We start from the raw sequence: 15,184 nt of genomic DNA on the forward strand, positions 1-15,184 counted from the left end.
AAAGTGTGTTTACTTTATAATCACGGAACCCAGGAACTGTGAAATGCCTTTTTCCACTTCCTTTACCTGCAAATACCGACGCATTAATATCGCCTGGTTGTCTTCATCGGTTTCCTGCTGAATTTCATCACGGATATTTTTCAAAATATGTTCAACCTTCCTTTTCTTAAGATGAAAAATTCCTCCCAGTATGGTTGCCCGCAAATTCTCAGTTTCATCCTTTACAAAAATTTTGCGTTTTGCGTACCAGTTTTCACTCAATATATAAGGTGATGAAACCAGTGAAATTGTCATGTCTGCAATTTGACGATTGGAATGCTTAATAAAATCCTGATCGGAGGGCAATTCGCCGGCCTCCAGTTTTTCTTTATACTCGTCAATAATCAAACGGCATTCGGTATTTTCAAAAACTACGTCAGCCAGGTTAGAGATTACATAGGGCGCAATGTAGGTATCGGTAATTCCGTCCCAGTGCACCAGTTCATGACCGTAATTTAAAAGCAGACGAATGATTTCCTTTTCCTGATTCTCGTCTGTTTCGGCAAGGGAACTGGTCTCCGGTTCCATATGCAGATCCGCAGGCGGCTCGTCCGGATGCTGATCCCGGGCAGATGGCTGTGAAGGATAACTTTCCTTTTTCGCTTTAACCATCCGCATTTTGTTAAGTTCGGAGATCAGCGAACGCTCCTCTATCTGAAGTAAGGAACTGCATTCGCGGATAAAAACCGAGGCCTTGATACTATCCGGAATCTTGGCAATACTTTCTACCACCTCCCGAATCATTCCGGCTTTTTTTATCGGATCATTGCCGGCATCCCGTAATAATATGGAGGTTTTAAACAGAATGAAATCCTGTTTATTCTTTTCAATAAATGTTTTAAAAGCGGCGCTTCCAAACTTCTGAACATAGGAATCCGGATCATGTCCATCGGCAAACAAAACAACTTTTACATTTAATCCTTCTTCAAGAATCATATCCAGACCACGCAATGAAGCCTTTATTCCGGCCGGATCGCCATCATACAGAATGGTGATGTTTTTGGTAAACCTCCCGATCAGGCGAATTTGCTCTACCGTGAGAGAAGTACCGGAAGAAGCAACCACGTTCTCCACTCCTGCCTGGTTAACCGAGAGCACATCGGCATACCCTTCAACCAGGTAGCAGTTATCCTCTTCTCGAATCGCTTTTTTAGCAAAGAAAAGACCGTAAAGAATATTGGATTTATGATAGATTTCGCTCTCCGGCGAATTGACATATTTGGGAACAGACTTTTCGGTCTTCAAAGTTCGACCGCCAAAGCCTATTACACGGCCCGTAAAACTATGAATCGGGAACATCACTCTCCCGCGGAAGCGGTCGTAAACCTTCTCATTATCCTTGCGGATAGATAAGCCGGTTTCTTCCAGAAATTCCATTTTATAACCTTCCGAAAGCGCTTTTTGTGTTAAGGCATCCCATACATCCGGAGAATAGCCCAATTCAAATTTCTTAATGACATCTTCCCGAAAACCGCGTTCCAGAAAATAACTTAAACCGATAGCCTTTCCCTCTTCGGTCTGAAGCATTTGCTGCTGGAAAAACTTAGCGGCCCAGGCCGAAACAATGAATAAACTTTCACGACGGTCATTTACAATCTGAGCTTCGGGAGAACTTTCAATTTCGGCAATTTCAATCTGGTATTTATTGGCCAGGTAACGCAGCGCATCCGGATAGGCAGCCTTTTCATGCTCCATGATAAAACGCACAGAGTCGCCGCCTTTACCGCAGCCAAAGCATTTAAAAATCCCTTTGTTTACCGATACGTTAAACGAAGGAGATTTTTCATTGTGAAAAGGACACAGGCCAATCAGACTGGTGCCACGCCGTTTTAAACTAACGAAATCACCAACAACCTCATCTATCTGAGCGGCCTCAATAATTTTATCGACGGTTTCCTGTGGGATCAAAATGATTATTTACTAAACGCTAAAATACGAATTGGGAAAGAATATATAGAGGAATAGTGCAACTCAGTTAAACAGAGACATTTTTTGCTGATGAATACATTTCCTGTTTATTGATTACATGGCAAGAATGCTGGTTGAAAGTATCAGCGGAAATAAAAATATCAATAATTACTTCCCCATTTTGTAACCCTTATGCACAATTAAGAAGCTCGCTTTTTCTTCTTTTTTAAAGGGAATATCCCAGTTTCCCTGATAGGTAATTTTGGTTGGAAGCAGGGTTTGATCCGAGCCAAAGTAACCCAGCTCTATATTCATCTGCACATCAAAATCAAAAGCCATATTATCAATTTTCATATCCACGTAACGGCCCAGAATCTGGAATGTGCGCATGTCAAAAATGGTGGTTAGTTCCTTAATCATAATTCCGTCTTTGGTCCAGTTAGAAAGATCGGGTTTCATTAACACTTTGAAACGATAAACAGGGATTGAATCCAGATACGTACCGCGGGCAAAAGAATAATTATAGTTCTGGCGCATGTTGGCCGTAAATATTTGCGTTTTATTGCTGATCAAAGGAACACCTTTTATCGGTTTCCCCGGACTAAAGATCAGGGTCTTTAATTTGTCTTTATAAGATTCATTAGAACCACCTTTTGAACCTTCTACAGGACTTGGAGGGGCAAAATCAGAATTATATGCATTCATAAAAATGTAGTCAAACATTTCTACGGTGTATAAACTGTATTTACCATTCTTCTTATAAATCCTTCCGGTATCTTGTTTAGCCAGAAACTGCATCTTGTAAGCGCCTTCATTATTGTGATAAATCTTCCGGTAAATTTTACCCTCTACCTTATTTTTCTTATCATAAGTAAATACCCTGTTTTCTGCTGTGAACGAATACTTTTTCATATTCCGAAAGGCTTCGTAAAAACTAGTATCGCGAAGAATTTCATCTATAAATGTTTGCTCCGTTAAACGGGATGAAGTAATATTTACTGCCGAATCTATATTGATAGTCAGAACGGTATCCGGATTAAACCTGGGTATCTGTTGGGCAAATCCCAGAGAAACAGCAAGCGTAAAGGTTAAAGTAAAAAGGATCTTCTTCATAATTGAACTTCTGTTGGAATAAACTCCAGAAATAGTGTATAGTATATTGTTAAGAGAAAATGATATTCTGCAAAGCTTGGACGTCAAAGCAAGCAATTTTTTAAAATCAGAATGCGAATTCCGATAGTACTAATTTCCCAGTTGCTTTAACGCAATGTAGGCCATTAAACCGGTACTCAGGTTCAGGGAATTTTCGTCCACATCAAATGTGGGTGTATGAACTGATGAAATAATACCACGTGCTTCATTTCTGGTGCCCAACCGATAAAAGCATGCATCAGCAACTTGCGAATAATAGGCAAAGTCTTCTGCTGCCATCCAAATATCCAGATCTTCTACATTTTCTTTTCCGAGGTAATCTTCTGCAAAACCTCTTACCTGTGCAGTGAGTTTTTCTTCATTCACCAAAAAGGGATATCCGCGAACAATATTAAAATCGCAGCTTCCACCCATCGCATCGGCCATTCCTTCGGCCATTTTTTTCATTTTCTGATGAGCCTTTTCTCTCCACTCTTCATCCATGGTTCTGAAAGTCCCTTCCAGAAAAACTTCATTCGGAATTATATTCGTTGCCCCGTTTGCGGTTACTTTTCCAAATGACAAAACTGAGGGAATTTTGGGATCGGCAACGCGGCTTACAATCTGCTGTAAAGCAATAATGATATGCGATGCAATAAGAACCGGGTCTATATTTTGCTGAGGCTGCGCTCCGTGTCCGCCTTTTCCATGTACAGTTACATAAATCTCGTCGGTTGAGGCCATATACTTGCCAGACCTGAAGCCAACTTTACCGCTTGGAATCAGGGGCATTACATGCTGACCGATTACAGCCTGTGGTTTTGGATTTTCAAGAACCCCTTCTTTAATCATCAAACTTGCTCCGCCGGGAAGTTTTTCTTCTGCAGGCTGAAAGATTAATTTAACCGTTCCGGCAAATTCTTCTTTCAATTGAGTTAGAATATGAGCCGTACCCAAAAGAGATGAAGTATGCACATCATGTCCGCAGGCATGCATCACACCGGTATTAAGCGATTTATAGGGAACATCATTCAACTCGGTAATAGGCAGCGCATCCATATCTGCCCGAAGGGCAATAACAGAATCTGAAGGTTTATTGCCGCGGATAAGTGCCACAATACCGGTATCAGCCATATTCTGATATTCAATTCCCATTTCATCTAAGCGGGCTTTGACAAATGCTGAGGTTTGATATTCATGAAAAGATAATTCCGGATTTGAATGCAGGTGACGGCGATTTGCGACCACCTCACTTTGAATAGTATTTGCAAGGGCAAGAATCTGATCTTTGAGCATGCTTACTTTAAATAAATTCGTTCTGAAAATATAAAGACTGACTGATAATAAGGCCGGAGCTTATTCAGGAATTTTTCAGCTTCTATCCGGGTTCTGAAATCGCCCACCCGTATTTTATAATTGGGCTGCTCATAACTGATGTAAGCGCCCACAGCGGGATATAAAACCTTAAATTTTGTTTGCTCAGCGTAAGCTTCTTTGCGATCATTACCGGAATAGATCTGCACTCGAAAACCTTTTCCTGACAGTGCTGCTCCTCCGTTAGAAGCTCTGCTTAATTCTAAACGACGGGCAATTAAACTATCAATGAGAGGATCTTTAACAACTTCGACTGTACCTGCTTTTTGCGAAAAGGCTTCTGAACTATATAGAAATCCGGCAAATAAAACAATCAGCTTCAGTATCTTCATCAACAACTAATTTATAGAAAGAAATTATACAGATAATCTGTTTCCAGATCATCTGTATAATTCATTAAAAGGTTTAAGCTACGCCTATTCCATGGCAATTTTTATATTTTTTACCGCTTCCGCAAGGACAAAGATCATTTCTGCCAATCTTGTTTTCTACGCGAATGGGCTGCGTTTTCTGTAATTCGCGGGTATCATCAACCGGAACACCGTTTGCTTCGCGAACCATTTCGGGTTTTGACACTTTAAGCTTGCTCAAATCCTGCTTTGGCTGCGGACGGGCCTCACGAACTTCATCAGATTGCTGATTATTTGGGATATTTCCTTTAAACAGGAAACTAACAATATCCTTATTTACAGTTGCAAGCATTCCTTTAAACAGGTTAAAAGCTTCCATTTTGTAAACAATCAACGGATCTTTCTGCTCGTAAACAGCGTTTTGAACAGATTGCTTTAAATCATCCATCTCACGCAGGTGTTCTTTCCATGATTCATCAATCAGGGCTAAAACCACGCTCTTTTCGAAAGATTTAAAAACTTCATGACCTTCGGTTTCAACTGCTTTTTTAAGATTTGTTGCTACCTGAATGGAACGAATTCCGTCAGAAAAAGGAACTACAATGTTCTCGATATATTCTCCGCGTTCCTGCATAACATCTTTCAAGATCGGGAACGTTTGATGCGCAATACCTTCTGACTTGCGGTGATAAAAATCATTGATTTTTAAAAATACCTTATCCGTTAAATTATTGATGGATGTATCTGTAAATTCTTTCTGACTGATCTCCGGATCTACTGAAAAGATACGGATCACTTCCAGTTGAAATCCTTCAAAATTGCCGATTTCTTTATATTCAGAAACAACATCTTCAACTACATCAAAAATGGTGTGGTTCAAATCAACATCCAGACGCTCGCCGAATAAAGCATTTTTACGCTTTGCATAAATAACCGAACGCTGAGAGTTCATTACATCATCATACTCCAGTAAACGCTTACGGATACCAAAGTTATTTTCCTCTACTTTGCGTTGTGCACGCTCAATAGATTTGGTAATCATGGAGTGCTGAATTACTTCTCCCTCCTCAATTCCCATACGAACCATAATATTCGAAATACGCTCTGAGCCGAATAAACGCATCAGATCATCTTCCAAGGAAACGAAAAACTGGGTAGAACCCGGATCTCCCTGACGACCGGCACGACCACGTAACTGGCGATCGACACGGCGGGATTCATGACGCTCTGTACCCACAATGGCCAAACCGCCTGCATCTTTAACGCCGGGCCCTAATTTAATATCGGTACCACGACCGGCCATGTTGGTGGCAATGGTAACCGTACCTGCTAAACCCGCTTCGGCCACAATATCTGCCTCTTTCTGGTGTAATTTAGCATTTAACACATTGTGTCGTATTCCGCGAAGTTTTAACATCCGGCTCAATAACTCGGAAATTTCTACTGAAGTTGTACCCACCAGAACTGGTCTTTTAGCTTCGGTTAATTTTGTAATCTCATCTGCAACCGCATTGTATTTCTCACGAATGGTACGGTAAACCATGTCTTCATGATCTTTCCGCTGCGTTGGAACATTGGTTGGAATTTCTACAACGTCTAATTTGTAGATCTGCCAAAGTTCGCCTGCTTCTGTAGTTGCCGTACCCGTCATACCGCATAATTTGTGGTACATCCGGAAATAGTTTTGAAGCGTAATGGTTGCATACGTTTGAGTTGCATCCTCTACTTTTACATTCTCCTTCGCCTCAATAGCCTGGTGCAATCCATCAGAATAACGGCGGCCATCCATAATACGGCCTGTTTGCTCATCTACAATTTTAATCTTTCCTTCATCAATAATATACTCTACATCTTTTTCAAATAATGTATAGGCTTTTAACAATTGATTTACGGAGTGAATACGTTCTGATTTGATGGAGAAATCCCGCATCAATTCATCTTTTCTGGCAATTTTCTCTTCCGCCGGAATATTTGATTTCTCTAGTTCGGCAATTTCTGAACCTACATCGGGCATCACAAAGAAACTGGTGTCTTCGCCGGAGGCGGTAATCAGTTCAATTCCCTTTTCTGTTAATTCAACCTGATTATTTTTCTCATCGATGACAAAAAACAGTTCAGAATCTACAAATGGCATTTCCTTATTCTGGTCAGCCATATAGTGGTTTTCTGTTTTAGTCAGGATTTGCTTGATTCCGGATTCACTTAAGAATTTGATCAGGGCCTTGTTTTTCGGCAATCCGCGATGAGCACGCAGTAAAGCCAAACCTCCATCATCAAAACCGGATTTTCCGGCAGTGATTGATTTTTTGGCTTCATTTAGAACTCCCGTAATAAAGCTGCGCTGATGATTTACCAGTCGCTCTATTCGTGGTTTCAGATCCATAAATTCATGCTCATCTCCACGAGGAATCGGACCAGAAATAATTAGCGGAGTACGGGCATCATCAATTAAAACTGAATCGACCTCATCCACCATTGCAAAATGAAGTTTACGCTGTACAAGACTTCCCGGCGACTGTGTCATGTTGTCACGCAGGTAGTCAAAACCAAATTCGTTGTTGGTTCCAAAAGTAATATCAGCCAGATACGCTTTTCTGCGATCATCTGAATTTGGCTGATGTTTATCAATACAATCAACACTTAAACCGTGAAATTCAAACAAGGGACCGTTCCATTCAGAGTCACGACGGGCCAGATAATCATTCACAGTTACAATATGTACGCCCTGGCCAGCCAGCGCATTTAAATACGCAGGCAATGTACCAACAAGCGTTTTACCCTCACCGGTAGCCATCTCAGCAATTTTACCTTCATGCAATACAACACCACCTATCAGCTGAACATCATAATGAATCATGTTCCAGGTAACTTCGGTGCCGGCGGCAATCCAGGTATTATGATGAATTGCTTTATCGCCTTTAATTAAGACGTTGGTTTTTTTGGCAGCCAGTTCACGGTCAAACGGCGTTGCTTCGACCTCAATGGTTTTATTTTCGGTGAACCTTCTGGCTGTATCTTTTACTACCGCAAAAGCTTCGGGAAGTATTTCTTTTAATACCACTTCAAGCTGCTTATCGCGATCTTTTTGCAATTTATCAACCTGGTCGTACAGACTGGTTTTCTGGTTTATATCCAGATCCGGAACTTCGGCCTGAGATTTAAGTTCTGAAATTTCTTGATCTATTTCTGCCAGGAAGGTTTTAATCCGGGCTTTGAAACCGGCTGTTTTCTCACGCAGTTCATCATGACTAAGGCCTGCTAATTTAGCGTACTCCTCTTTTGTTTTTTCAACCAGAGGCTGAATTAGTTTTATATCGCGTGATGATTTACTTCCAAAAAGTTTACTTAATACTCCTAACATGTTCTATTCTAATTAATCTGTACCTCCGTACAGGCAGGGCAATTATACAACAATTACGCCATGACCCGGCATAAGTCATCTTGGCATATCTGATGGGCAAAATTACTAATTAAAATAAGATTGAGAACTTAATAAAAGATAATCAAATGATAATTACCATCAATTTCAAAAGTGGAATTGCAAACAGCCGGAATACGGATCACCAACAATATCACTCAGTTTTCTAATATCTCAATTCAATAAAATATCTTTGCCTTATGAATATTCTAATCCTGGGCTCAGGTGGCCGCGAAAGTGCATTTGCATGGAAAATATCACAGAGTGAAAAATGCTCCAAATTATTTATCGCTCCGGGTAATGCCGGCACATCCGCTTATGGTAAAAATGTGAACCTTAAACCTACTGATTTTGAAGGGATCAAGAAATTTGTTCTGGGAAATGCCGTTAAAATGGTTTTAGTCGGGCCGGAAGAACCATTGGTAAAAGGTATTCATGACTATTTTTTAGCTGATGAGGAGCTACGCCGTATTCCTGTTATCGGTCCGCAAAGTGAGGGAGCCAAACTGGAAGGAAGTAAGGATTTCTCTAAGAAATTCATGATGAAGCATGGCATCCCTACTGCCGCTTTCAAAACTTTTACAAAAGCCAATTTACAGGAAGGATTCAAATATCTTGAAAGTCAAAAACTTCCTATTGTATTAAAAGCAGATGGATTGGCAGGAGGCAAAGGGGTATTGATCTGTACTACTTTAAAGGAAGCACAGCAGGAGTTACAGCAAATGCTGCAGGCTGATAAATTTGGAGAGGCAGGCAGCAAGGTGATAATTGAACAGTTTTTAGAAGGAATAGAATTATCTGTTTTTGTACTTACTGATGGCAACAGCTATAAAATATTACCCGAAGCCAAAGATTATAAACGTATTGGCGAAGGTGATACCGGATTAAATACCGGCGGTATGGGTTCGGTTTCTCCGGTCCCGTTTGCTGATGCAGACTTTATGAGAAAGGTAGAAGAGCGGGTCATTCTTCCAACCATCAATGGATTAAAAAGTGACGGCATCCCTTATAAAGGATTTATCTTCATCGGATTAATGAATGATGCGGGGAACCCTTACGTAATAGAATACAACGTACGGATGGGAGATCCGGAAACGGAAAGTGTAATTCCGAGAATAGAAAGTGATTTTGTTGATCTTTTATTGGGTGTAGCCGAAGGAAATCTGGATCAAAAAGAATTGATTGTATCTGAGAAAATTGCAACCACCATTATGCTGGTTGCAGGAGGATATCCCGGTGAATATTTAAAAGGCCGAGGCATCACCGGTATTGATAATGTGCGCCATTCAATTGTTTTCCATGCCGGAACAGAATCAGACAACGGGGTTATCAAAAGTGCCGGCGGACGAGTTCTGGCTATTACTTCTTTAAAAGATACCTTATTCGATTCTGTTCAAACTGCCACTGCAGATGCCGGCAGAATTTATTACGACGGCAGATATTTCAGACACGATATTGGGCAGGATCTTTTTCCCTGATAGCCAGTGCCAGATATTTTACTTTAAAGAAAATTAATAAATCTTTTTTTGAAAGCCTGCGTATAAAAAATCCTATGTAAGATCTGTCGCAGGGTTTTGCCGCTTAAGAATTCCAGAGTCTTAAGTGTTCAAACTTGCGCTAAAGGGATTAATTTTCAATGGCATCAATTTTTAAAAGTCTTTTACTAACTATTTTACTTTTTTTGGGAGGGTTAAACTCTTTTGCTGAAAAAATAAATCCTACTGATTCGCGGGAAATAAAATCAGGCAAAGCCGATAGTACAGAAACCAGGCTTCTGGCAAATAAAATGAGTACTGAATCTGTTCAGGAAAACCTTCCGGCAGAACAAGATAACATTCAAGAAAGTCCAATTGCAGATCAACCTGCAGAATCTAATTCTGAAAATAATTCATTGAATGAGGAAACAGATTCGGAGCCATCTCTCAGTTCCCAAAACGAATCTGCATCGAGAACTAAAATTGACGTCAACGAAACGCGAATCTTAAATAAAACTTCGTTTTATAAAATGGGCGCAATTATTACAGTTCTTGGCTTTGTGTTCGGGTTTATGTTTGGCCGCATAGCATTTTTAATGGCTACAACCGGCCTGATATTTATCATTATTGGATATCTGATTTAAACAGTTCATTCAGCTTTTCCAAAAGTGCAGGTCCGCGAAGATCTCTGGCAATAATTTTTCCGCTGGGATCTAAAAGAAAATTAGCCGGAATACTGTTTATACCGTACAATAGTGCCGCTTCGCTCGACCAGAATTTGAGATCAGAAACCTGGGTCCAGGCTAATTCATCAGATTTAATTGCCTGCAGCCAACCCTTTTTATCCCGGTCTAAAGAAACTCCGAAAACGGTAAAGCCTTTATCTTTAAATTTTGTGTAAGCCTCCACCAAGTTCGGATTCTCATCACGGCAGGGTTTACACCAGGAAGCCCAAAAATCAAGTAATACATATTTCCCTTTAACAGATGAAAGAGCCACTTTCTTACCGCTAGTATCTGCCAGACTGAAAGCAGGAGCCAATGCACCTACAGATGTTTTCTTCTCTTTATCAATATACTCTTTTATCTGCCTGGCGGTAACTCCGCTTTTAATTTTGGCATCGAGTTGGTTCCATAAAGAATCGGCCTGAATGTAGTTTTTTGATGAACGGGCCAAATCTGAAATGACTAGCAGGGAAATATAAGCTTTGGGATTCTCACTAATAAATCTTTTCTGATACGCCATCATATCCTTTTGAACAGCCTTAAAAAGAGGCTCATATTGCGCCTGTAATGAATCCATTGGCACCCCTCTTTGAGCTGCTGCCTGCGCACCGGCATTTAAACGGGCAATTTCCTGCTGAAATTTTGCCTGTCCGGCAGAGAATTTTTGAGCTCCGTCATTTGCCGGCGAGCCGGAAATTTTAGCTGTTTTAAGCGCATCATTAATTTCTACCTTAATATTACCCTGATCCAGAATAAATTGTATTGCATCATCTTTGCCGGAATTTAACTCCTCTGTAAGGGAAAGAAATACAGGAATTGGCTCTTTAAAAATTCCGGTAACCGTAAATTTTCCGTTTTCCACTTTCAGTTCTTTTGCTTTGGCATTTGGCTGACCTTTAAAATTGCTTTCAATAAAATAAATTTTGCTTATTGCAGAACCCGTAATTTTTCCATCAATGGTAAAATAGGTGGACTGCGAATACAAAGGCAGGCAGAAAAGAAGTAAAACGTGTATCGTTAATATTTTGAATAATTTCATAAACTCGAATTTAAAATTACGGCTTGCTCTTAAAGTTATAATTGCATCAATCATCCTAAAAGAGAGCCTTTAATCAATCACAAATTAGTTTAATTTCTGATAGGTTCTCCACCACAGATCGGGCATTTCGCCGGATATTGCGGTTTGATAATCTTCATAACTACACGGAACTAAATGATAGCGCTCGTTTTTTGATATTCCGGAGGGATAAGGCACCTGCATCCACCAGCGATCGGTTTTTTTGCTTTTCACAAATATCAGCTCATGAGTTCCCTGTTTTAAATTGGCCCTGTAAATTAAATATTGTGATTTTGGCTGAAGCGGGAGATCCTGCCTACGATGGTAAAATCCGTCGACCAGATACCACAGCATTTGCGCCATTAACATGGCTGTTTGCCCGTTCTGATCGAAAGCCGGGTTAAACTCATAAAAGCCGATTGAGGTTAATTTATCGTTCATTCCGGCATAGCGGCAAATCTGACAAGCCTCTTCTCCATAAAAACCATTCGGGGTAGCATTCGAGTTGGCGCAGGCATCAGAAGAGCGAATAGCCGAAATATCAAAACTTATTACATTGGCATTTCTGATGATGGGTTCAGCAGTATTTACCTTACCCAGCACATCGCCCAAACGGTGCACATCGAAATACAGTTTTTCCATCACTCGCAAACTATCCTGATTTACAAAATAAGTCTGATAACCCATATTGCTGTAATTAAACAGGTAGTTAGGCTCGTGAAGCAAAATTTTATTCAGGTAAGAAGATGAGCTGGTTTCTAATGTATTTTCCTGATTTTCATCCAGATCGAGATGAGAATCTATTACCAGGAGATCTACCTTTTGCTCGAGTTCTTCATAAGCCATATACTGAGCATATGTCAGATCCTGACTTCCGCCCAAAATTACAGGCAGAATATTTTTCTTTACCAGTTCAGTCACCAGCGTTTTTAAGGCAATGTAGGTATCAGAAACCTTTGCACCCGGTTTTATATTCCCCAGATCAACAATTCGTGTGGTGTAATTTCCCTCATGAAGCTGATAGAATTTTTCACGTAAATAATCCGGTGCCAACGCTGTTCCCTGATTATTAACAGAATTTCTGTCTTCTAAAACACCAATCAGTGCAATATCGTAAACATTGTTTTCCAGATCCGGAAAATCAGAACTATAGATCTCCATTTTTTCGGCCATCTGGCTGACAAAAAAGCCATCTTTGGGCGTTAATTTACTCAGGTTTACAGGCGACAAAAAATCAGATAAAGACATTTTAAAGTTCTAGATGAAAGAAAAGGATTCAGCCGCTTTTAACAAACTAAAAGAATTAAATCGGCAACAGATAATCCTTGTGCGAACAGAACTGGCAAATATCTATTTTATTCGAGTACTTTTGAAAGCAATTAAAAATATTCTGCATCATGATATTAATTACCGGTGCAACCGGATTTGTTGGTTCTGAACTTGCCAGACAATTAACGCTCAATGGCGATAAAATTATCTGCTTAAAGCGTGAGACTTCGCTGATTCCTCATATTCTGAAACAGCAGGTGAATATAGAATGGCGAAACGCTGATCTGCTCGATTATTTTTCCTTAAAAGAGGCTTTTGCAGGTGTAAACTATGTTTACCACTGTGCCGCTATGGTCTCTTTTAATCCTGCGGATAAGAAGAAGATGATGAAGGTGAATGTTGAGGGTACTTCCAATCTTGTAAACATCTGCCAGGAAATGAACATCAAAAAGCTGGTTCATGTAAGTTCGGTAGCTGCAGTTGGGGATAGTAAAAATGGAATTCCCATTGCCGAAAATAACCATTGGGAATTTAATTCTTCCAGATCTGCCTATTCTATTTCAAAATATGAAAGTGAGATGGAAGTTTTTAGGGCTATAGCCGAAGGATTAAATGCGGTAATTGTTAATCCTTCAATTATCATCGGCAAAAACGCAGGCACAGAAGGCAGCGGTCAGTTATTTGCAACGGTTCGCAAAGGCTTAAAATATTACCCTTCCGGGAGTTGTGGATTAGTAGCGGTGGAGGATGTAGCACGTTCGATGATTCAATTGATGAACAGTAATTTATCCGGAAAACGCTACCTGATTAACGCAGAGAATTATACATACAAAGATCTTTTCAGCCAGATTGCCCGGGGATACGGTTTAAAACCTCCTGCAACAGCTTTAAAACCCTGGATGTTACATCTGGGATATCTGGGCTCTAAAATAATCTCCGGCTTAATCGGCAATCAAACCGGTTTAACAAAAGACACTTTAAATAGCGCTTTTAAAAAGCAGAACTATTCTAATCAAAAAATAAGGGAAGCTTTAAACATGGAGTTTAAGCCCATAAATCAAAGTATTTCAGAAATTTGCCAATCATCGGAATAGAAATTGATAATTTTGGCAACTACCGAAAAAAGCAAAACCCTATAAATTTTGAAACAGTTTTATATCATTGATTTTGACAGCACGTTTACCCAGGTGGAAGCTTTGGATGAGCTGGCCAGAATTTCTCTAAGAAAGCATCCGGATAAAGAAAGCATTTTTAAAAAGATTGAAGATCTAACCAATGCCGCCATGGAAGGTAAAATGTCTTTCCGTGAAAGTTTAAATAGTCGGGTGCAGCTTCTGGAAGCCAACCGCGGACACTTGAAACAACTTATTACCCGCCTCAAAAAAAAGGTGTCGGCTTCCTTTTCACGCAATACCACTTTTTTCAAAAAGCATGCTGATGATGTTCTGATTGTTTCAGGCGGTTTTAAAGAATTTATTATTCCTGTAGTTTTACCCTATCATATTCACAAAGAGAATATTTACGCCAACACCTTTTTGTTTGATCAAAATGATGTAATCATCGGCTTTGATAAAAGCAACCCGCTCTCGGATGAAGGCGGAAAAGTAAAACTTTTAACAGAATTGGCCCTTCCGGGAGAAATTTATGGAATTGGTGACGGACATTCAGATTTTCAACTAAAAGAATTTGGTATGATAAAGAAGTTTTATGCATTTACAGAAAATATAGAGCGCAAAACTGTAGCAGAAAAAGCAGACCATATTACTCCAAGTTTTGATGAGTTTTTATACGTGAATAAGTTGCCAAGAGCTATATCATATCCTAAAAACAGAATTTTGTGTTTAACGATCGGAGAAATTCCTGAAAGCTCACTGGCTGTTTTAAAAAAAGACGGATTTTCTATCAGGCATAAAAAAAGCTTCGAAGAAAAATACGTTGCCGATGTAGGAATGCTGTTGCTGGGCAAGGGTGAACGACTGGAAGATGGTGCTTTACAAAGAGCTGTCAAGCTAAAGACCATCGGCTATTTGGGCAACTCAAAGCAAAAATTATCCCTTGACATTTGCAATCAAATGGGAATTGTTGTTTTTGATGATCCCAAAGACAATCCACGGAATGCGGAATTCATCCCCAAAAGGATGATTGATTTTATTAATAAAGGGCATACGCATTTAAGTGCCAATTTTCCTGAATTGCAATTGCCACGCATGAAAGGTTCGCACCGCTTAATTCATATCCATAGCAACGTGCCGGGAGTAATGGCGCAGATAAACCAGGTTTTTGCGCATCATAATATAAATATTGTAGGCCAGTTTTTAATGACCAATGCAGAGATTGGCTACGTGATTACGGATGTAAACTCCGAATATGATAAGCAGGTTTTAAAGGACCTGAAGCAGATAGATCATACTATTAAATTCAGAATCCTTTATTAATAT

General features: G+C 39.9%; 11 protein-coding genes. 4 read left to right on the top strand and 7 right to left on the bottom strand.

Annotated features, from left to right (window positions below):
- Positions 1 to 9: 9 nt before the first annotated feature.
- From dnaG to secA, 5 genes are all read right to left on the bottom strand, one after another.
- Positions 10 to 1,947 carry a DNA primase gene (gene dnaG / locus G521_RS0102475; RefSeq protein WP_026897108.1) on the bottom strand — a complete coding sequence of 646 codons (1,938 nt, stop codon included), beginning with the start codon at positions 1,945 to 1,947 and terminating at the stop codon, positions 10 to 12.
- A 168-nt stretch (positions 1,948 to 2,115) separates the two neighbouring features.
- On the bottom strand, positions 2,116 to 3,060 hold the full coding sequence (locus G521_RS0102480) for a hypothetical protein (protein WP_026897109.1): 945 nt from the start codon (positions 3,058 to 3,060) through the stop codon (positions 2,116 to 2,118).
- Between the two features lie 129 nt (positions 3,061 to 3,189).
- The gene (locus G521_RS0102485) at positions 3,190 to 4,374 is read right to left on the bottom strand and encodes a M20 metallopeptidase family protein (RefSeq protein ID WP_026897110.1); all 1,185 of its coding nucleotides are present in this window, start codon (positions 4,372 to 4,374) and stop codon (positions 3,190 to 3,192) included.
- Positions 4,375 to 4,376: 2 nt separating this feature from the next.
- Positions 4,377 to 4,784 carry an SPOR domain-containing protein gene (locus G521_RS0102490; protein ID WP_026897111.1) on the bottom strand — a complete coding sequence of 136 codons (408 nt, stop codon included), beginning with the start codon at positions 4,782 to 4,784 and terminating at the stop codon, positions 4,377 to 4,379.
- 73 nt (positions 4,785 to 4,857) lie between these two features.
- Positions 4,858 to 8,163: a preprotein translocase subunit SecA gene (gene secA / locus G521_RS0102495; RefSeq protein ID WP_026897112.1), complete on the bottom strand. Its 3,306-nt coding sequence runs from the start codon at positions 8,161 to 8,163 to the stop codon at positions 4,858 to 4,860.
- Between the two features lie 257 nt (positions 8,164 to 8,420).
- On the opposite strand from secA, the gene purD reads away from it, so the two are divergent.
- Both purD and G521_RS0102505 read left to right on the top strand, forming a co-directional pair.
- On the top strand, positions 8,421 to 9,698 hold the full coding sequence (purD, locus tag G521_RS0102500; protein ID WP_026897113.1) for a phosphoribosylamine--glycine ligase: 1,278 nt from the start codon (positions 8,421 to 8,423) through the stop codon (positions 9,696 to 9,698).
- Positions 9,699 to 9,856: 158 nt separating this feature from the next.
- Positions 9,857 to 10,339 (top strand): hypothetical protein, encoded by a 483-nt coding sequence (locus G521_RS0102505; RefSeq protein ID WP_026897114.1) that lies wholly within the window; start codon positions 9,857 to 9,859, stop codon positions 10,337 to 10,339.
- Here G521_RS0102505 and G521_RS16300 read toward each other — a convergent pair.
- Both G521_RS16300 and G521_RS0102515 read right to left on the bottom strand, forming a co-directional pair.
- Positions 10,320 to 11,459, bottom strand: a complete 1,140-nt coding sequence (locus G521_RS16300; protein WP_036678417.1) for a TlpA disulfide reductase family protein — start codon at positions 11,457 to 11,459, stop codon at positions 10,320 to 10,322. The genes G521_RS0102505 and G521_RS16300 overlap by 20 nt on opposite strands.
- Positions 11,460 to 11,543: 84 nt before the next feature.
- A complete protein-coding gene (locus G521_RS0102515) occupies positions 11,544 to 12,725 on the bottom strand; it encodes a formimidoylglutamase (RefSeq protein ID WP_026897115.1) in 1,182 nt (393 codons plus the stop codon).
- A 149-nt stretch (positions 12,726 to 12,874) separates the two neighbouring features.
- Between G521_RS0102515 and G521_RS0102520 the strand changes: the two genes are divergently transcribed.
- Complete coding sequence (locus G521_RS0102520; protein ID WP_026897116.1) at positions 12,875 to 13,840, top strand: NAD-dependent epimerase/dehydratase family protein; 966 nt, start codon at positions 12,875 to 12,877, stop codon at positions 13,838 to 13,840.
- A 48-nt stretch (positions 13,841 to 13,888) separates the two neighbouring features.
- The gene (locus G521_RS0102525; protein WP_026897117.1) at positions 13,889 to 15,181 is read left to right on the top strand and encodes an HAD-IB family phosphatase; all 1,293 of its coding nucleotides are present in this window, start codon (positions 13,889 to 13,891) and stop codon (positions 15,179 to 15,181) included.
- The last annotated feature ends 3 nt before the right edge of the window (positions 15,182 to 15,184 follow it).

This window comes from Daejeonella oryzae DSM 19973 (genome assembly GCF_000422945.1).
Lineage (GTDB): Bacteria > Bacteroidota > Bacteroidia > Sphingobacteriales > Sphingobacteriaceae > Daejeonella > Daejeonella oryzae.